The organism is Kurthia huakuii LAM0618 (genome assembly GCF_000505545.1).
Classification (GTDB): Bacteria; Bacillota; Bacilli; order Bacillales_A; family Planococcaceae; genus Kurthia; species Kurthia huakuii.
Genome location: NZ_AYTB01000016.1, coordinates 290,320 through 309,860, shown reverse-complemented (window position 1 = coordinate 309,860; position 19,541 = coordinate 290,320). Strand labels below are relative to the sequence as shown.

The following is a 19,541-nucleotide window of genomic DNA, read 5'->3' as shown; positions in this document are numbered from 1 at the left end:
GACCGAGTCATCTATTCCGTAATAATCCTTAGAAAGGAGGTGATCCAGCCGCACCTTCCGATACGGCTACCTTGTTACGACTTCACCCCAATCATCTATCCCACCTTAGACGGCTGGCTCCATAAATGGTTACCCCACCGGCTTCGGGTGTTACAAACTCTCGTGGTGTGACGGGCGGTGTGTACAAGGCCCGGGAACGTATTCACCGCGGCATGCTGATCCGCGATTACTAGCGATTCCGGCTTCATGTAGTCGAGTTGCAGACTACAATCCGAACTGAGAACGGTTTTATGAGATTGGCTAACCCTCGCGGGCTTGCAGCTCTCTGTACCGTCCATTGTAGCACGTGTGTAGCCCAGGTCATAAGGGGCATGATGATTTGACGTCATCCCCACCTTCCTCCGGTTTGTCACCGGCAGTCTCCTTAGAGTGCCCAACTAAATGATGGCAACTAAGAATAAGGGTTGCGCTCGTTGCGGGACTTAACCCAACATCTCACGACACGAGCTGACGACAACCATGCACCACCTGTCACCAATGTCCCCGAAGGGAAAGTCTTATCTCTAAGACGGTCATTGGGATGTCAAGACCTGGTAAGGTTCTTCGCGTTGCTTCGAATTAAACCACATGCTCCACCGCTTGTGCGGGCCCCCGTCAATTCCTTTGAGTTTCAACCTTGCGGTCGTACTCCCCAGGCGGAGTGCTTAATGCGTTAGCTGCAGCACTAAGGGGCGGAAACCCCCTAACACTTAGCACTCATCGTTTACGGCGTGGACTACCAGGGTATCTAATCCTGTTTGCTCCCCACGCTTTCGCGCCTCAGTGTCAGTTACAGACCAGACAGTCGCCTTCGCCACTGGTGTTCCTCCAAATCTCTACGCATTTCACCGCTACACTTGGAATTCCACTATCCTCTTCTGCACTCAAGTTCCCCAGTTTCCAATGACCCTCCACGGTTGAGCCGTGGGCTTTCACATCAGACTTAAGAAACCACCTGCGCGCGCTTTACGCCCAATAAATCCGGACAACGCTTGCCACCTACGTATTACCGCGGCTGCTGGCACGTAGTTAGCCGTGGCTTTCTAATAAGGTACCGTCAAGGCGCGTTCATTACCTAACGCACTTGTTCTTCCCTTACAACAGAGTTTTACGATCCGAAAACCTTCATCACTCACGCGGCGTTGCTCCATCAGACTTTCGTCCATTGTGGAAGATTCCCTACTGCTGCCTCCCGTAGGAGTTTGGGCCGTGTCTCAGTCCCAATGTGGCCGATCACCCTCTCAGGTCGGCTATGCATCGTTGCCTTGGTAGGCCGTTACCCTACCAACTAGCTAATGCACCGCGGGCCCATCCTGTAGTGACGCCGAAGCGCCTTTTAGCTTAAAGCCATGAGGCTAAAAGAGTTATCCGGTATTAGCTCCGGTTTCCCGAAGTTATCCCAGTCTACAGGGCAGGTTGCCCACGTGTTACTCACCCGTCCGCCGCTAGGTTGTTTGAAATGCAAGCATCCCAAACAACCTCGCTCGACTTGCATGTATTAGGCACGCCGCCAGCGTTCGTCCTGAGCCAGGATCAAACTCTCCATAAAAAGTGTTTGAAAGCTCATTTGCTTTGCTAGCATTATCTTGCTTGATAACATTTTGTTTCGATTCTTAATTGAACCGAATTTATTGTGATTACATCTTGCTTGTTCAGTTTTCAAGGTTCATGTCGTTGTCGCAATATCTCTTAGCGACTCATATATAATATCATGTTCTTTCGTAAGTTGTCAACAACTTTTTAAAAGAAATTTTATTATGTTTTTGTTGAGCACGTGTTAAGCGATTCAACATGATTTATTATATATAGATTATTTGATGAAGTCAACAATTTTTGTGAAATAATTTTAAAGAGAATCATTTAAACAAAAAAACCTACATAAGCGCTAATTATATGTACATTACATACAATTACATACGCTACTGTAGGTTTTCTTCTATATTAGTCTTTCACTAAAATTTTCTCTATATAAAGATCTTTGCTTTTGGATAAATCAATTGTTTCATCAAAACCTGCAATTTTCACTACTGGACGTGTTGGATTATTTTTATTCGTAAAGACAATCTGACCAATTGAGTGATTTGATAATATAACACTTGCCCCTAAGCTTACATCAATCACGCAGTCTAGTAATGCCTGCACAGGTTCGATATGGAATTTACCGAACTTCTCTTTTTGAATCATTTCAATTACGTTAAATGGAGATGCTGCTTTTTTATAAACTCGTTCGCACGTCATCGCATGAAAAATATCGGCTACAGCTAAAATATGCGCTAGTACAGTAATCGTATTGCCGCTGGAGTTACAAGGGTACCCACTGCCATCTAATCGCTCATGATGTTGGAAAATAGCAATTTTCATTTCTGTTTTTACAAGTGGTAAGTCTTTTACCATCAATAGACTATCGCGGGGATGCTCTTTAATCATTTGAAACTCTTGCTGCGTTAACGCCGCTGCTTTCTCGCGTACTTTTTTCGGAATCTTCGCCATACCGCTATCAGCAATCATCGACGCTAGCGCTAGTTGAATGACTTCACCTTTTGAATAATTCATCTTTTGCGCGATAACGGCTGTAATCAGCGCTGTTGAAATCGCGTGATTGTAAATATACTCAAGTGGATTCGAATATTCATTTAACGTAAAGATACGCACGCGGTGATGCAATACATCATTAATAAGAGGTAACATGATTTCGCGTAGCGTTGGAATTGAAATTTTCGCGCCAGCTTCCCAACTAAAAAACTCATTTTTAAATTGCATGACAGCACTACGGTAACGCTTTTTAAATGGTGTAACTGCTGCAAACGAATCAAGCGTTGTTACTGGAACGTGCTCCGCCTTTTGGATATCCAATGCTTCAGAAGGAACTGCTGGCCCGGTTACATATGCTTTTGTAATTTGAAATACGTTAAATACTTGTAGTAACTCGCGCGTTACCTTCGTTCCTTTTTTCACAAGTGGCGATTGCGTATTCCCCATTATATCTTCGCACACAACACTGCCTAAGCGAACTTCTGGTATTTTTGTTAATACCCCTTCCACATGAACACCCTCTTTTCTGTTTTCACCCAATTATGAATCAAATGTTACAATATTTTATTTTTAACTCAAAAAACATAAGTCTTTTAGCTAATTTAAATAGGTCAATAGTATCTTATCATATTTTAAATATGTTGAACATGATTTATTTTATTAAAAAAGAGGCTAGGAATTTATCCCAGCCTCTTTTACTATGCGATTATTCTTCTGACTCAACTTCCTCGTCAGCTTCTAATTCTTCTTCTGGTGCTTCTTTTTCTACTTTTGCTACCGTTGCAACATGCTCGCCATCTGATAGACGAATCAAACGAACACCCTGCGTGCTACGGCCAATAACAGAAATATCCGCTACGTCCATACGGATCAGCATCCCATTATCGGTAATTAACATAATATCCTCTTCACCAGTTACTGTTTTCACAGCAGCCATTGGACCATTTTTATCGGTGATTTGAATTGTTTTAATACCGACACCGCCACGCGTTTGCAGGCGGTATTCATCTTCTGGCGTACGTTTCCCGTAACCATTCGCCGTAACAACTAATACTTCTTGGCCAGGCTCTAAAATTTCCATGCCGACTACGAAGTCATCGTTTTTCAGGCGCACACCACGCACACCACCAGCAGTACGTCCCATTGGGCGGATATCTTGTTCATTGAAACGAACAAGCATCCCGTTATGCGTACCGATGACGATTTCTTTCTTACCATCTGTGAGACGCACTGAAATTAATTCATCATCTTCACGTAATGAAATGGCGATTAAGCCGTTTGTACGAATGTTTGCGAATTGCGACAGTGATGTACGTTTTGTTACACCTGTGCGCGTTGTAAACATGAAGTACGCATCTTCTTCATAAGAAGGGACGCGAATCATCGCTGTGACATACTCACCCTTATCAACATTTAATAAGTTGACGATTGGTAAGCCTTTTGCAGTACGGCCGTATTCAGGGATTTCATAACCTTTCGCTTTGAAGGCTTTCCCTTTTGATGTGAAGAACAGAATCGTATCATGCGTAGATGTATACAATAAATGTTCTACAAAGTCGTCCTCATGCGTGTTCATCCCTTGAACACCGCGACCACCACGGCGTTGGCTACGATAGGTGTTTGCAGGTAAACGTTTGATGTAGCCGTTATGCGTTAATGTTAATACGGAATTTTCGCGAGGGATTAAATCTTCATCCTCGATCATCCCAGCACCACCAGCAATGATTTCTGTGCGGCGTGCATCATTGAAGCGTTCGCGAATTTCATTTAGCTCGGTATGAATAATGTCGATAATCTTCGCCTCATCTGCTAAAATGTCGCGTAATTTATGAATCAATGCTTGAAGCTCATTGTATTCCGCTTCGATTTTATCGCGTTCTAAACCTGTTAAACGTTGAAGACGCATATCTAAAATCGCTTGTGCTTGGCGTTCTGATAAATGGAACTCGTCCACTAAGCCACGTTTCGCAATGTCAGACGTTTGAGAACTACGGATTAATGCGATAATTGCATCGATATGGTCTAATGCAATGCGTAAACCTTCTAAGATGTGCGCGCGGTCTTCTGCTTTTTTAAGCTCAAACTCTGTACGACGACGAATGACCTCTTTTTGGTGCTCTAAGTAATGGTATAAACATTCTTTTAAGCTTAATGTTTGCGGTTGACCATTGACTAAAGCAAGTGTATTAATACCGAAGCTTGATTGCATCGCTGTTTGTTTGTAAAGGTTGTTTAATACGACGTTTGCATTGGCATCTTTACGCACATCGATTGTCACACGCATGCCGTTACGGTCAGATTCATCGCGTAGGCTCGTGATACCATCGATTTTTTTGTCGCGTACAAGCTCGGCAATTTTTTCGATTAATTTTGCTTTATTGACTTGGTAAGGAAGTTCGTTGATGACGATAACTTCTTTGCCGCTCGCTTTTTCTTCGATTTCAACTTTTGCACGGATAATGATTGAACCGCGGCCTGTTTCGTATGCTTGACGAATACCGCTACGACCTAAAATAATACCGCCAGTTGGGAAATCAGGACCTGGAATAATTTCCATAAGCTCTTCGGTTGTAATTGCTGGATTTTCAGAAACCGCTAATACACCGTTAATGATTTCGCCTAGTTGGTGCGGCGGAATATTTGTTGCCATCCCTACTGCGATACCAGAGGCACCATTCACTAGAAGATTCGGGTAACGCGCTGGTAGTACAGCAGGTTCCTTTTCATTGCCGTCATAGTTGTCTTTATAATCAATTGTATTTTTGTTAATGTCACGTAGCATTTCCATCGCGATTTTTGACATACGAGATTCCGTATAACGCATCGCAGCGGCACCGTCACCATCGACAGAACCGAAGTTACCATGACCATCAACAAGCATATAGCGGTAGCTGAAGTCTTGCGCCATGCGGACCATCGCTTCGTAAATAGAAGAGTCACCATGAGGGTGATACTTACCCATTACGTCCCCGACGATACGTGCTGATTTTTTGTATGGCTTATCAGATGTACTACCTAGTTCTTGCATTCCGTATAAAATACGACGTTGTACTGGCTTTAAGCCGTCACGTACGTCTGGTAGGGCACGCGATACGATAACACTCATCGCATAATCTAAGAATGCCGTTTTAATTGTCTTTGTAATATTTACTCCCTTTACACCGGAGTTATTTGCTTCAGTCAACGTATGTGACCTCCCTTCGCTCACCTAAATATCTAAGTTTTCAACGTATACTGCATTTTCGTGAATGAATTGACGACGAGGTTCTACATCATCACCCATTAAATCTTCAAATGCGCGGTCTGCTTCAAGCGCATCATCTAACTCTACTTGTAATAGTACGCGGTGCGCAGGGTCCATTGTTGTATCCCATAATTGGTCAGCGTTCATTTCCCCTAAACCTTTATAGCGTTGTACAAGTGGTTTTGGCTGTTGTGGAAGACGTGCCAAAATTTCTTGTAGCTCTGCATCTGAGTAGCAATATTCGATATGCTTCCCTTGTTTCACTTGGTAAAGTGGTGGCTGTGCAATGTACACATAGCCAGCTTCGATTAGTGGACGCATGAAGCGGAAGAAGAATGTTAATAATAGTGTACGAATATGCGCACCATCGACATCGGCATCGGTCATGATAACGATTTTGTGGTAACGCGCTTTTTCTAAGTTAAATTCTTCACCGATACCTGTACCGATTGCTGTAATCATCATGCGAATCTCTGCATTTGATAAAATGCGGTCTAAACGCGCTTTTTCAACGTTTAAGATTTTACCGCGCAGTGGCAAGATTGCTTGGAAGTGACGATCACGACCAGATTTTGCCGAACCACCTGCAGAGTCACCTTCTACGATGTAGATTTCGCATTCTTCAGGATGACGAGAAGAACAGTCTGCTAATTTACCAGGTAAGCTTGAAACTTCAAGCGCCGATTTACGACGTGTCATTTCACGTGCTTTTTTCGCAGCAACACGTGCGCGAGAAGCAACTAACCCTTTATCAACGATCGTGCGTGCCGTCGTTGGATTTTCTAATAAGAAACGTTCAAAGTGCTCAGAGAACAACGAGTTTGTAATCGTGCTCACTTCTGAGTTTCCTAATTTTGTTTTTGTTTGACCTTCAAATTGCGGGTCTGGGTGCTTAATTGAGACAATCGCGACTAAACCTTCACGAACATCTTCACCTGATAGGTTGGCGTCGGCTGATTTTAGTAGATTGTTTTTGCGTGCGTAATCATTGATGACACGTGTGAGTGCAGTTTTGAAACCAGACTCATGCGTACCACCTTCATACGTGTTGATATTGTTCGCAAACGAGAAGATGTTTGAGGCGAACCCAGAATTGTATTGCATCGCAATCTCAATCGAAATGCCATCTTTTTCACCTTTTAAATCGATTGCTTCATGAAGCGGCTCTTTTTTCTCGTTGATATGTTCAACATATGATTTGATACCGCCCTCATAATGATAATCGCTGCGGCGCTCTTGACCTTCGCGCTCATCAACGATTGAAATACGAATGCCACGGTTTAAGTAAGCAAGCTCACGAACACGGTGCGCTAAAATGTCATATTCATATTCCGTTGTTTCTTTAAAGATTTCAGGGTCCGCTTTAAAGCGTGTTGTCGTACCATTGTGGTCCGTATCGCCAATAATTTTTAATGGTTGTACCGTTTGACCGCGTTCGAAAATAATTTCGTGGATATGACCATCGCGGTGTACTTGAACGATCGTTGTTGTTGATAATGCGTTAACAACCGATGCCCCTACACCATGCAAGCCGCCTGATACTTTATAACCGCCACCGCCGAATTTACCGCCGGCGTGTAACACCGTCATAATAACTTCTACGGCTGGTTTCCCTACTTTTTCTTGTGTATCAACAGGAATACCACGACCGTTATCTTCAACGCGAATCCAGTTGTCTTGCTCGATGGCTACAACGATATCAGTCGCATAACCTGCTAATGCTTCATCGATACTGTTATCGACGATTTCCCATACTAAATGGTGAAGGCCTTTAGAGCTTGTTGTGCCGATATACATCCCTGGACGTTTTCGGACAGCTTCTAAACCTTCTAATACTTGTATCTGATCGGCATCATATGCAGCCGGCTTTGTTTCTTCTGCCATTATTACTCCACCTACTCTTTCATGGCGTTCCATTTTTGTTGTCGAACCTGACAAGGCTCTGAAAACGCGAGGCTTATTCCGCGTCTACAGAACCTTGTTTCACATGAAACATCTTTGCTTCACGTATTGTGTCGTGCTCAATACCATCAACGCTTGTAGTCGTCACAAACGTCTGTACTTTCCCACGAATTGTGTTTAATAAATGCGATTGGCGATAGTCGTCTAGCTCAGACAAGACATCATCGAGCAGTAAAATCGGCGCTTCGCCAGTCTCTTGCTGAATTAATTCAATTTCTGCAAGTTTCAATGATAAAGCAGTTGTGCGCTGTTGCCCTTGTGAACCGTACGTTTGTACATCATAGCCATTTACGAAAAATGCTAAGTCATCACGATGAGGGCCAACTAACGTCACACCGCGTTCAAGTTCTCGTTGTTGTTGTTCGTCTAACTTTTGCAATAAATGTTCGCACATTTGCTGCTCTGTGAAATCTCGCTCCAATCCGCTAACCGGGCGATATTTAATCTCAAGCTTTTCTAATTCTCGTGATATCCCAAAATGAATCGGATCTGCCCAGCGTTGCAGAAGCTCCATAAACTCAAAGCGTTTGCGAATCACTTTCACGGCCGCTTGCACATACTGCTCCGTATAAATCGACAGCAGCGTCGTATCAAGCTTTTTGCCACGGCTATCTTTCAATAGATGATTGCGCTGCTTTAATAGTTTTTGAAACGTTACAAGATCATGTAAATAGACCGGAGAAATTTGCCCAATCTCCATATCTAAAAAACGTCTTCTAACTTGTGGACTGCCTTTTACGACCGTTAAATCTTCAGGTGCAAACATGACAACATTCATTTGTCCGATGTAGTCACTTAGACGACTTTGCTCTAAGTGATTGACCTTCGCTTTTTTACCTTTTTTCGAGATGATAAATTCGAGCGGAAGGCGACCATATTTCTTTTGAATGTCACCTTCTATTTTACCATAGTCTGACTCCCACCGTATTAATTCTTTCTCGTTTGACGTTCGGTGCGATTTCGCCATTGCTAGCACATAGATTGCTTCCATGACATTCGTTTTGCCTTGCGCATTTTGTCCGATGAAAACATTGATTTCTGGAGAAAATGTAAATTCTTCTGTATCGTAGTTGCGATAATTCGTTAACTTCAGACGTTCAATGTACATGGGCTATTCTCCAGTAACGATTTCGAAGCGACCTTCTCCAGGAATATCGACTTCATCACCGATATATAATTTACGTCCTCGACGGTCTTCAAGTTCCTCATTGACATATACTTCATACTCTTGTAAAAACCATTTTGCCTGACCACCAGAGCCAATAATATCCGCTAATTTTAAAAATTGACCTAGCGTTACAAACTCATCTCTAATTTTAATTTGGTTCACTTTTTTCATCCTCTTCATTTTGCTCATTATTACTACATTGTACCGAAATTTCGACGAGAAGTAAAAGAAGCGGAAGGAATCTACAGCTTCTTATTTTCCATATGAAAAAACGAGCACACCACCCGCCGTTAAAATGTACGGAAGGGGAGTCCTCGTTTTGTAAACGTTATCCACATGATGTGGATAACGTTGTTAATAAGTACGGACTGGTAAGATTAATTGTAAAATCGCATCGTCATGCACAGAACGCAAGATGAATGGGCGCATTGCACCGGTAAATTGAATAACTACTTCTTGGCCATCAATCGCTTTTAAAGCATCCATCATAAATTTCGCGCTAAATGAAATGCGTAAATCGTCGCCTGTAAATGACGCAACAGGAATTTGTTCTTCTACTTTACCAACTTCAGGTGAATTTGAAGAAATTTCGATTGTTTCGTTATCAACAATTGATAGGCGCACGACATTGTTACGGTCGCCGCGTGCTAAAAGTGAAGCGCGGTCGATTGCTTGTAGCAATTCTTTGCCGTTTAATTTAATCGTTGTTTGGTATTCTTCTGGAATTAAACGTGATGTATCCGGGTAGTTGCCTTCTAGTAGACGAGAATAGAATACGACGTCATTTGTTTTAAATACGACTTGTTGCGCATTTAAATAAATATCTACAGACGTTTGATCGTCCGGTAATACTTTGCTTAATTCATTTAAGCTTTTACCAGGAATCGCAACACTTGTCATATTTGTTGGTAAATTATCAAGCGCTACTTTACGGCGAGCAAGACGGTGGCTATCTGTTGCAACGCAAACTAAGCCTTCATCTTTCACTTGCCAGTTCACACCTGTTAATACCGGACGTGATTCGCTTGCTGATACCGCAAATACCGTTTCGCGAATAATTTGTTTTAATAAATCCGCTGCTAACGTAAATTGGCTATCATTCGTTACATCTGGAGCCATTGGATATTCAGAAGCATCTAAGCCGATTAAGTGGAAATCCGACTTCCCTGAACGAATGCGTGTTTCATAGCTATCTACTACTTCAATTTCAACGTCATTTGTCGGTAACTTACGCACGATTTCATTAAACATACGCGCTTGTAACACAATAGAACCCGATTCTGTTACGTTGATTAATTCTTCACCATCTTTTTCAGTTGGAATAAATGCTTGGATTGTAATGTCGGCATCACTACCTGTTAAAACAAGTCCATCTTTTGAAGCATCTAATTTAATCCCTGTCAAAATGGGAATCGTTGTTTTTGAACTTATCGCTTTTAAAACGTCATTTACACCATTCAATAAATGGTCACGTTGGATATCAAATTTCATGAAATAATACCTCTCTTATATTATATATATATTTATTATTTAAATAGAAATAATAGTAGGGCCTGTGGATACTGTGGATAAGTGCCTTCAAGTACTGGTACATCAACATTCCACCTGTGGATAAGCTGTGGATAACTCTGTGGATAACTTCGGGACTTATCCACAGGTTAATAATAGCTTATGATTGGCCTAACGTAATCTTAATCTGTTTAACATCCTCTTGTAAAAGGATATCTTCTTTTAATAACGAACCAATTTTTTCATGTGCGTGTATCACCGTCGTATGATCTCGTCCGCCAAATTCATCACCGATTTTCGGCAATGAATTATCGGTCAATTCACGCGATAAATACATTGCAACTTGGCGAGGGAATGCAATCGTTTTTGTACGTTTCTTCGATGCAAATTCCTCGATTTCAATATGATAATGCTCAGCAACTGAGCGTTTAATATCGCCAATGTTTAGCGAGCTAGGTGCGCCCTCTTGAATAATGCTTTTTAGCGCACGGGCCGCCAAGTCAGGCGTAATCGTCTCCCCTACTAATGAAGAATACGCCACAACACGCGTTAAAGCGCCCTCTAATTCACGGATATTCGAATCGATTTGATTCGCAATATACAACATGACCTCGTTTGGCACTGTGAGTTTATCGGCAATCGCTTTTTTACGCAAAATCGCAATACGCGTCTCCAAGTCAGGTGGCGCGATATCAGTAATCAAGCCCCATTCAAAGCGCGAGCGCAGGCGATCTTCTAATGTTGGAATTTCCTTTGGTTGTCGATCACTCGAAATGACAATTTGTTTCGATTCTTCGTGCAAGGTATTAAATGTATGGAAAAACTCTTCCTGTGTAGACTCTTTACCTGCTAAAAATTGAATATCGTCAATTAACAGCACGTCTACTTTGCGGTATTTGTTGCGGAATTCCTCCGTTTTATTATCGCGAATCGAGTTAATAAACTCATTCGTGAATTTTTCAGAAGATAAATAAACGACCTTTGCACTTGGATTATGTTCTAGCACATAATGCCCGATTGCATGCATTAAATGCGTTTTTCCAAGTCCAACGCCGCCGTAAATGAATAGTGGATTGTAGGCCTTTGCGGGTGCTTCTGCTACAGCGAGCGATGCAGCGTGTGCGAAGCGATTCCCTGAACCAATAACGAATGTATCAAACGTATTTTTCGTATTTAACATCGTTGCTTGGTCGAATATCGGTTCTTGTTCCTCTTTTTTCTCTTTAGGTTTTGGTTTAATTGGTTTCGATTCAAAATCTTCAAAATCCGCATCTTGCTGCACGATAAAACGAATTTGTAATGATTCGCCTGTTAGTTCCTCTAATATAGATGAAATGAGCGTCACATAGTGATTCTCTAACCATTCACGTCCGAATGAGTTAGGGGCTACTACAGTGACAGCATCGCCTGTATAAGCAAGTAATTTTGTGGATTTAAGCCAAGTTTCAAAGCTCGGTTTGGAGATTTTTTCTTTCGCTTCAGATAAAACCTTTTCCCATAGTTCATCTAAATGATCCAAGCTGGTGTCTCCCTTTCTCAAAAAAAATATTGCTTGAGAAAATTCAAGTCAATAGAAGTATGTTGGTATGATAGTTATCCACAATATCCACAGCCATAAAAAAAATTATCCACAGCCTGTGGATGAAAGTTATCCACAGCCTGTGGATAATGTGGATAACTTTTGTATGTAAAAAGTTATCCACAGGGTTATACACAGATAGCATATCAATAAATCATGATTAAATCAATAGTTCAAGGCACTTATCCACAGAATGTATATTTATCCACAGGGTAGTTATCCACACCCTGTGGATTTGTGGATAACCTGTGGATAAGTGCTGTGCATAACTTTTTTTCGGAAAATATTTATCCACAGAGTTATCCACAATCTCTGTGGATAAACAGAGCGGAATGTGACTAACTTTACCACAGAAAATAATGCTTTGAACACCCCTATTTTTCGAAAGATTTTTCGAAACAAACTTGACAATAGATAGGTCAAACCACTATAATAGCAAGGACTGTCTGTAATGAATATTTTTTTAATAGACTTTCATGTAGTAGGAGGTGTATATAATGAAACGCACATACCAACCAAAAACACGTAAACATAGCAAAGTGCACGGATTCCGCGCGCGTATGGCTACTAAAAACGGTCGCCGCGTATTAGCAGCTCGCCGTCGTAAAGGCCGTAAAGTTTTATCAGCATAAGTCCACTGACCAATTCAGTGGTCTTTTTTCTTTAAAGAGCTTGATCGAACAAGTGAAAAAGAGGAAGAAGATGAAAGGCGTTCCCAATGGTCTGAATGGGAACGTCTTTCCGTACTATTAGGACAAATTTCTTCTATATACTAATAGAGGATAAAGCAGGTGCAAGGAATGAAAAAAGAACGCAGAGTGAAGAAAAACGTCGATTTCCAAAAAGTGTTTAAAAAAGGGAAATCGTTCGCAAACCGTCAATTTGTTGTTTACTGTTTGGAAAAACCGCAGCAAACAGAATTTCGCATCGGGCTGTCAGTGAACAAAAAGCTAGGCAATGCCGTAACGCGTAACCAAATCAAACGCCATATTCGTCAAGCGTTCCATGAGCTGGACCAAGAACTGGTTCAGCCAATGGATTATGTCATTATCGCCAGAAAACCGGCGGCCACTATGGACTTTTTTGACACGAAAAAAAGTCTCGAACATGTATTGAAAGTTGCGAAAGTTTTAAAAAGATCGGGTAGAGCGAAGCACGCAAACCATGCTAAAATAAATTAAGATTTTCCCACAAAGTGCATAACTTTGTGGATAACTGGATGATGACCTGGAATTTAGGGGGGCTTTAACATGAAACAAGCAACTCAAATCGGCAAGACTGTGGATGAAGCAATCGACTTAGCGCTTAAACAATTAAATTTAAGTTATGCACAAGTGGATATCTCCATCCTGCAACAACCGAAAAAAGGTTTTTTAGGAATTGGCGCGAAAAAAGCGCGCGTACTTGTCACTGAAAAAGAACTGTCCCCTACCCCAATTGTGGATAAACCACAGGATGTTGTGGATAGTGTGGATGAATCACCCGACATATCCACAGATAGTGTGGATAATGTGGATAACACTTCAGAAAAGTCTGAAAGTTTTCCACAGCCAGTGGATAACTCGGTGGATAACTCACAGCCAGAGCCAGAAATTGTCGCACCAGCGAAAAAACGCCGCGACAATTCTGATGCTATTGCAGCAGCAGAAGACTATTTGCGCGCAATTGCATCTGGTATGGGTATCGATGATTTAACGATGGATGTGGAAGAAAAGAAAGGCAAACTGTTGCTCATTAATTTGAAAAGCGATAAAGCTGCTCTATTAATTGGCAAGCGTGGACAAACATTAAATTCTTTACAACAATTAACGCAATTACTCATTTATAAACACACAAATCATTTTCTTATGGTAGAATTGGATGTGGAAAATTATCGCGAACGCCGCGAAGAATCGCTTGTCGATTTCGCAAACAATATGGCGGACAAAGCAGTGCGCACGCGCAAGGCAGTCGTGCTTGAACCGATGCCATCGGCGGAGCGAAAAGTCGTCCATCATGCGCTATCGAAACGCTTGGACGTTGATACATTTTCTGAAGGCGAAAACAATCGCCGTCACTTAGTGATCGAACCAGTTTTATAACGTTTAAATAAGGATTGTGAAAGAGTCCTTCTCATATTTTTTGAGAAGGGCTTTTATTATTGTTTGCAGGAAAATTTTTCCTTCAAACAGCTCGCTATAACGTGAGCACAGAATATGTTAAAATCAACAGTTAGGAAATTACTTATTCACATGTGGATAACTATTTAGGAGGGAATCTTTTATGGAGTTTGATACAATTGCTGCGATTTCTACCCCTATGGGCGAAGGCGCGATTGCTATCGTGCGCTTAAGTGGTGATGAGGCAGTCGCAATTGCCGACAAAATCTTTCATTCACCAAGTGGCAAAAAATTAGTGGACCAACCATCGCATACAATTCATTACGGACACTTGAAAGAAGTCGACACCGGAGAAATTGTCGAAGAGGTCATGTTGTCATTAATGAAAGGTCCGAAAACATTTACGCGTGAGGATGTTGTCGAAATTAACTGTCATGGCGGTCTTGTTACAGTGAACCGCGTGCTGCAGTTAGTCCTTCGCAACGGTGCGCGCATGGCAGAGCCGGGAGAATTTACGAAGCGCGCCTTTTTAAATGGCCGTATCGACCTTTCTCAAGCGGAGGCTGTCATGGATTTAATTCGTGCCAAAACAGACCGCGCGATGAATGTCGCACTTGGTCAAATGGACGGTAAATTATCACGCTTAGTGAAATCACTCCGCCAAAAGATTTTAGAAGTTTTAGCACAAGTAGAAGTAAATATCGACTACCCAGAATACGATGATGTCGAAGAAGTAACGATTCCGCTAATGCTTGAGAACTGCGGTTGGGTTGAAACGGAAATTGCGAAACTTTTAAAGACATCTTCACAAGGTAAAATTTTACGTGAAGGTTTATCAACGGTCATTTTAGGCCGCCCGAACGTCGGTAAATCGTCACTTTTAAATAACTTAGTACAAGAAAATAAAGCGATTGTCACAGATATTGCGGGGACGACTCGTGATATTATTGAAGAATACGTCAATGTGCGCGGCGTGCCGCTTCGTCTTGTTGATACGGCAGGGATTCGTGAAACGGAAGATATCGTTGAGCGCATCGGTGTTGAACGCTCGCGTGAAGCTTTGCGCGATGCCGATTTAACACTACTGCTTGTCAATTACAATGAAGTGTTATCGCCGGAAGATGAGCGCCTATTTGAAACGGTACAAGAGATGAATTATATTGTTGTCGTGAACAAAACAGACCTTGAGCAGCACATTGATTTAGACCGTATTAAAGAACTTGCGGCTGGTCATGAAGTCATTACGACGTCGATTTTACAAGACGAGGGTATCGAGCAATTAGAAGAAGCCATCGCGCGTCTATTCTTCACTGGCCAAGTGGAAGCGGAAGACCCAACTTATGTGTCAAATGCGCGCCACATCGCCCTACTTCACCAAGCAAAGGACCGCATTCGTGATGCCATCAATGCTGCTGAAGCAGGTGTTCCTGTGGATATGATTCAAATGGATTTAACACACTCTTGGGAAATTCTCGGTGAAATTATTGGAGAAACAGTACAAGATGAGCTAATTAATCAGCTGTTCTCTCAATTCTGTTTAGGTAAATAAGAAATTCGAAAATAGAGAGGAAGTATATGAGTCATGCAAACTCATGAAGCAGGAACGTTTGATGTTATCGTCGTCGGTGCTGGCCACGCAGGTGTAGAATCTGCCTACGCTGCAGCACGTATGGGCGCAAAAACATTAATGTTAACAATTAACTTAGATATGATTGCCTTTATGCCATGTAATCCATCAATTGGAGGTCCGGCAAAAGGCATCGTCGTACGTGAAATCGATGCTATGGGCGGTGCGATGGGTAAAATTATCGACAAAACGCATATTCAAATGCGTATGTTAAACACCGGTAAAGGCCCTGCTGTACGTGCACTGCGCGCGCAAGCAGATAAATTCCAATACCAACACGCGATGAAGCAACTTCTTGAACAACAACAAGATTTACTGATTCGCCAAGGAATGGTCGAAGAATTAATCATTGAAGACAACAAAGTCCACGGCGTCATTACGCAAACAGGTGACATTTACCGCGCAGCTACAGTCATTATTACGACAGGTACATTCCTACGCGGTGAAATCATCATCGGTGACTTAAAATATTCTTCAGGTCCAAACAACCAACAGCCATCGATCAAATTAGCCGACAACTTAAAAAAATTAGGCTTTGACTTAGTGCGCTTTAAAACAGGTACTCCACCGCGCGTCAACAGTAAAACGATTGATTATTCAAAAACAGAAATTCAACCAGGGGACCCGGAACCACGCGCATTCAGCTTTGAAACAACAGAGTTTATTATGGATCAAATCCCATGCTGGTTAACGTATACAAGTGAAGCAACGCACCAAATCATTAACGACAACCTAGAGCAATCGCCAATGTACACAGGGGTCATCGTTGGTACAGGTCCGCGTTACTGTCCATCAATTGAAACGAAAATCGTGCGCTTTGCGGACAAGCCGCGCCACCAATTATTCCTTGAGCCAGAAGGTCGCAACACGGAGGAAGTTTACGTGCAAGGCTTATCAACGAGCTTACCAGAACATATTCAACGTAAAATGCTTGAAACGATTCCGGGCTTAGAAAAAGCAGAAATGATGCGTGCCGGTTACGCGATTGAGTACGATGCGATTGTACCGACGCAACTATGGCCGACACTTGAAACAAAACGCATTCAAAACTTATACACAGCTGGACAAATCAATGGTACTTCAGGCTATGAGGAAGCGGCTGGTCAAGGGATGATGGCTGGGATTAACGCTGCAGCGCGCGCCTTAGGTAAAGAGGAAATTATTTTAGATCGTTCGGAAGCGTACATCGGTGTATTAATCGATGACCTTGTGACAAAAGGCACAAATGAACCTTATCGCCTGCTGACGTCACGTGCTGAATATCGCCTATTATTACGTCATGATAATGCCGATATGCGTTTAACGGAAAAAGGATATAACGCAGGACTTGTCTCACAAGAACGCTTTGAAGCATTCGAAGCGAAAAAACAACAAGTTGACGCCGAAGTAAAACGTTTACGTGAGTTTGGTATTAAGCCACGTCTTGTCAATGAACAACTGACAGCACTAGGCAGTAGCCCGTTAAAAGATGGCATTCATGGAACGGATTTATTAAAACGCCCTGAGCTTGATTATCGCTTTGTTGCAACAGTAACCGATGCACCGGAACTTACTGAAGAAGTAAAAGAACAAGTTGAAATTCAAGTGAAATATGAAGGCTATATCGAAAAAGCGATGCAACAAGTAGAGAAGATGAAAAAGATGGAAACAAAACGTATTCCAGATGACATTGACTACGATGCTATTAGCGGTATTGCTTCAGAAGCAAAAGAAAAATTAAAAGAAGTGCGCCCATTATCTGTTGCACAAGCATCTCGTATTTCAGGTGTCAACCCTGCCGATATTTCCATTTTACTTGTGTATATCGAGCAAGGTAAAATCGCGAAAATTCATTAATCACCCAATTTAATCCACAAGCTGTGGATTAAGTTGGGCATAAAAGGAGAAAAAAATGAACGAACAGCAATTTTTCGACGCATTAAAAGAAAAAGGCATTGAGTTATCCACAGAACAACTAGCACAGTTCAAAACATATTTCGAAACATTAGTTGAATGGAACGAAAAAATGAACTTAACTGCAATCACTGATTTAGAATCTGTGTATTTAAAACACTTCTACGATTCAATCAGTGCGGCATTTTATGTGGACTTCACAAAAGTGACGACGCTTTGTGACGTTGGCGCCGGTGCTGGATTTCCGAGTATCCCAATTAAAATTTGCTTCCCACATCTTCAGATTACAATTGTGGATTCATTAAATAAACGTATCCAATTTTTAAATCATTTAAGCACAGAGCTAGGCTTATCTCATATGAATTTTGTACATTCGCGCGCCGAAGATTTCGGACGCAATCCACAATATCGCGAGCAATTTGATTTAGTGACAGCACGTGCCGTTGCGCGTATGTCTGTCCTATCAGAGCTTTGCGTGCCACTCGTAAAAGAAGGTGGTCAGTTTGTTGCGATGAAAGCAGCAAGCGGTGAGGATGAACTAAAAGATGCGAAAAAAGCATTGGCTACATTAGGTGTCAAACTAGATGAAGAACATCATTTCTTATTGCCAGTTGAGGAAAGTGATCGCGTTATTTTCACGTTCGATAAAGTGAAAGCAACGCCGAAAAAATACCCTCGTAAACCGGGTATGCCAAACAAATCACCAATTCAATAATGCCAAAAAAGAATCGTACAATTGTGCGATTCTTTTTTTGTACACTAAGCAAAAAAACGCATGGATGCTCGAAGGACTTTCTTTTTTTCCGTACTTAGCCATGTATTTTTGAAGGAAATTTACTATAATAGTAAGTAGCAAATATCGAAAAGGTGGTGCTCGTAAATGAGAAGTGCTCTTTCACGATTTTTTGGTACTAGCGAACCGACCGCGACCAAAAATCATGAAACAGTAGTAAAACTTCCAATGGATAAAATTCAACCAAACCGCTATCAGCCGCGCACAATCTTTGATAGTGGCAAGCTAGCAGAACTTGCTCAAACAATCGAGTCACATGGCGTGATTCAACCGATTGTCGTACGTGAGGTAGAGGATGGGATTTTTGAAATTATCGCAGGAGAGCGTCGTTATCGTGCGATGCAATCTTTAAATTGGACGGCAGCACCCGCAATTATTCGTGAAATGAGCGAGCATGAAACGGCATCGATTGCGTTGATTGAAAACTTACAACGCGAGGAACTGACAGCGATTGAGGAGGCACATGCCTATCAGTCATTGCTTGAAATGCATAAATTAACACAAGGGGCGCTAGCAGAAAAATTAGGAAAAGGTCAATCAACGATTGCGAATAAATTGCGCCTGTTAAAATTGCCGCAAGAAATTCAAGAAGCGATTTTACATCGCCAAATTTCTGAGCGTCATGCGCGTGCGCTTATTCCAGTGAAGAATGAAGAACTGCGATTACTACTTTTCCATGAAACGCTAGAACGCGACTACAATGTCCGCCAGTTGGAGCAACGTATTGAACAGCTGACGCAGGCCGATAAAAAGCCGAAGAAAAAACGCGTGCGCCGCATCGTTAATAAGGACGTGCGCATTGCACTCAACACGATTCGTGAATCGGTATCGGTCATTCATGACAATGGGATTGCCATCGATACGAAAGAGGAAGAGAATGACGATTACTTCCAAGTGACCGTACGCATCGCGAAAAAGAAATCCAAATAACGAAAAGGCTGTGAAACTGAGGAGTAGTTTATCACAGTCTTTTTTTTGCGTGAGAGCGCTCAGAAATCGCTCATGAGCCCAAGTAGCGTGTTTTGGATACGACATAGTTGAAAATAAGTGACAAAATACGACGATTCGCGCATGAAAAAATTGCGCTTTAATAAAC

At 42.0% G+C, this 19,541-nt stretch carries 14 protein-coding genes and 1 rRNA gene; 7 read left to right on the top strand and 8 right to left on the bottom strand.

All coding sequences use genetic code 11. The features are described from left to right. Positions 1 to 32: 32 nt before the first annotated feature. From V514_RS0115055 to dnaA, 8 genes are all read right to left on the bottom strand, one after another. Positions 33 to 1,588: ribosomal RNA gene (locus V514_RS0115055) — 16S ribosomal RNA — on the bottom strand. A gap of 392 nt (positions 1,589 to 1,980) precedes the next feature. Next, complete coding sequence (locus V514_RS0115050; protein WP_029500715.1) at positions 1,981 to 3,081, bottom strand: HD-GYP domain-containing protein; 1,101 nt, start codon at positions 3,079 to 3,081, stop codon at positions 1,981 to 1,983. Positions 3,082 to 3,277: 196 nt separating this feature from the next. After that, positions 3,278 to 5,755, bottom strand: coding sequence for a DNA gyrase subunit A (gene gyrA / locus V514_RS0115045; RefSeq protein WP_029500714.1), 2,478 nt, complete (start codon positions 5,753 to 5,755; stop codon positions 3,278 to 3,280). A 24-nt stretch (positions 5,756 to 5,779) separates the two neighbouring features. Beyond that, entirely contained in the window at positions 5,780 to 7,699 is a 1,920-nt protein-coding gene (gene gyrB, locus V514_RS0115040) for a DNA topoisomerase (ATP-hydrolyzing) subunit B (RefSeq protein ID WP_029500713.1), read from the bottom strand. Between the two features lie 73 nt (positions 7,700 to 7,772). After that, a complete protein-coding gene (recF, locus tag V514_RS0115035; RefSeq protein WP_029500712.1) occupies positions 7,773 to 8,885 on the bottom strand; it encodes a DNA replication/repair protein RecF in 1,113 nt (370 codons plus the stop codon). A gap of 3 nt (positions 8,886 to 8,888) precedes the next feature. Beyond that, a complete protein-coding gene (gene yaaA / locus V514_RS0115030) occupies positions 8,889 to 9,107 on the bottom strand; it encodes a S4 domain-containing protein YaaA (RefSeq protein WP_029500711.1) in 219 nt (72 codons plus the stop codon). 192 nt (positions 9,108 to 9,299) lie between these two features. Continuing rightward, complete coding sequence (gene dnaN, locus V514_RS0115025) at positions 9,300 to 10,436, bottom strand: DNA polymerase III subunit beta (RefSeq protein WP_029500710.1); 1,137 nt, start codon at positions 10,434 to 10,436, stop codon at positions 9,300 to 9,302. A 178-nt stretch (positions 10,437 to 10,614) separates the two neighbouring features. Further along, a complete protein-coding gene (gene dnaA, locus V514_RS0115020) occupies positions 10,615 to 11,973 on the bottom strand; it encodes a chromosomal replication initiator protein DnaA (protein ID WP_029500709.1) in 1,359 nt (452 codons plus the stop codon). A gap of 557 nt (positions 11,974 to 12,530) precedes the next feature. Here dnaA and rpmH point away from each other — a divergent pair. The 7 genes from rpmH (at position 12,531) to noc (ending at position 19,375) form a co-directional block, all read left to right on the top strand. Further along, positions 12,531 to 12,665 (top strand): 50S ribosomal protein L34, encoded by a 135-nt coding sequence (gene rpmH / locus V514_RS0115015; RefSeq protein ID WP_035944928.1) that lies wholly within the window; start codon positions 12,531 to 12,533, stop codon positions 12,663 to 12,665. A 168-nt stretch (positions 12,666 to 12,833) separates the two neighbouring features. Next, positions 12,834 to 13,214 (top strand): ribonuclease P protein component, encoded by a 381-nt coding sequence (gene rnpA, locus V514_RS0115010; RefSeq protein ID WP_029500707.1) that lies wholly within the window; start codon positions 12,834 to 12,836, stop codon positions 13,212 to 13,214. Between the two features lie 69 nt (positions 13,215 to 13,283). Beyond that, positions 13,284 to 14,114, top strand: a complete 831-nt coding sequence (gene jag / locus V514_RS0115005) for an RNA-binding cell elongation regulator Jag/EloR (RefSeq protein WP_029500706.1) — start codon at positions 13,284 to 13,286, stop codon at positions 14,112 to 14,114. 181 nt (positions 14,115 to 14,295) lie between these two features. Beyond that, the gene (gene mnmE, locus V514_RS0115000; RefSeq protein ID WP_029500705.1) at positions 14,296 to 15,681 is read left to right on the top strand and encodes a tRNA uridine-5-carboxymethylaminomethyl(34) synthesis GTPase MnmE; all 1,386 of its coding nucleotides are present in this window, start codon (positions 14,296 to 14,298) and stop codon (positions 15,679 to 15,681) included. A gap of 33 nt (positions 15,682 to 15,714) precedes the next feature. Then, positions 15,715 to 17,595, top strand: coding sequence for a tRNA uridine-5-carboxymethylaminomethyl(34) synthesis enzyme MnmG (mnmG, locus tag V514_RS0114995; RefSeq protein ID WP_029500704.1), 1,881 nt, complete (start codon positions 15,715 to 15,717; stop codon positions 17,593 to 17,595). A gap of 55 nt (positions 17,596 to 17,650) precedes the next feature. After that, positions 17,651 to 18,367, top strand: a complete 717-nt coding sequence (gene rsmG, locus V514_RS0114990) for a 16S rRNA (guanine(527)-N(7))-methyltransferase RsmG (protein ID WP_029500703.1) — start codon at positions 17,651 to 17,653, stop codon at positions 18,365 to 18,367. A 165-nt stretch (positions 18,368 to 18,532) separates the two neighbouring features. Next, entirely contained in the window at positions 18,533 to 19,375 is an 843-nt protein-coding gene (gene noc / locus V514_RS0114985; RefSeq protein ID WP_029500702.1) for a nucleoid occlusion protein, read from the top strand. Positions 19,376 to 19,541: the final 166 nt, after the last annotated feature.

Coding starts and splice junctions, on each gene's coding strand:
- gyrB (WP_029500713.1), bottom strand. CDS start 7,699: ATGGCAGAAGAAACAAAGCCGGCTGCATATGATGCCGATCAGATACAA.
- recF (WP_029500712.1), bottom strand. CDS start 8,885: ATGTACATTGAACGTCTGAAGTTAACGAATTATCGCAACTACGATACA.
- dnaN (WP_029500710.1), bottom strand. CDS start 10,436: ATGAAATTTGATATCCAACGTGACCATTTATTGAATGGTGTAAATGAC.
- rpmH (WP_035944928.1), top strand. CDS start 12,531: ATGAAACGCACATACCAACCAAAAACACGTAAACATAGCAAAGTGCAC.
- rnpA (WP_029500707.1), top strand. CDS start 12,834: ATGAAAAAAGAACGCAGAGTGAAGAAAAACGTCGATTTCCAAAAAGTG.
- jag (WP_029500706.1), top strand. CDS start 13,284: ATGAAACAAGCAACTCAAATCGGCAAGACTGTGGATGAAGCAATCGAC.
- mnmE (WP_029500705.1), top strand. CDS start 14,296: ATGGAGTTTGATACAATTGCTGCGATTTCTACCCCTATGGGCGAAGGC.
- mnmG (WP_029500704.1), top strand. CDS start 15,715: ATGCAAACTCATGAAGCAGGAACGTTTGATGTTATCGTCGTCGGTGCT.
- rsmG (WP_029500703.1), top strand. CDS start 17,651: ATGAACGAACAGCAATTTTTCGACGCATTAAAAGAAAAAGGCATTGAG.
- noc (WP_029500702.1), top strand. CDS start 18,533: ATGAGAAGTGCTCTTTCACGATTTTTTGGTACTAGCGAACCGACCGCG.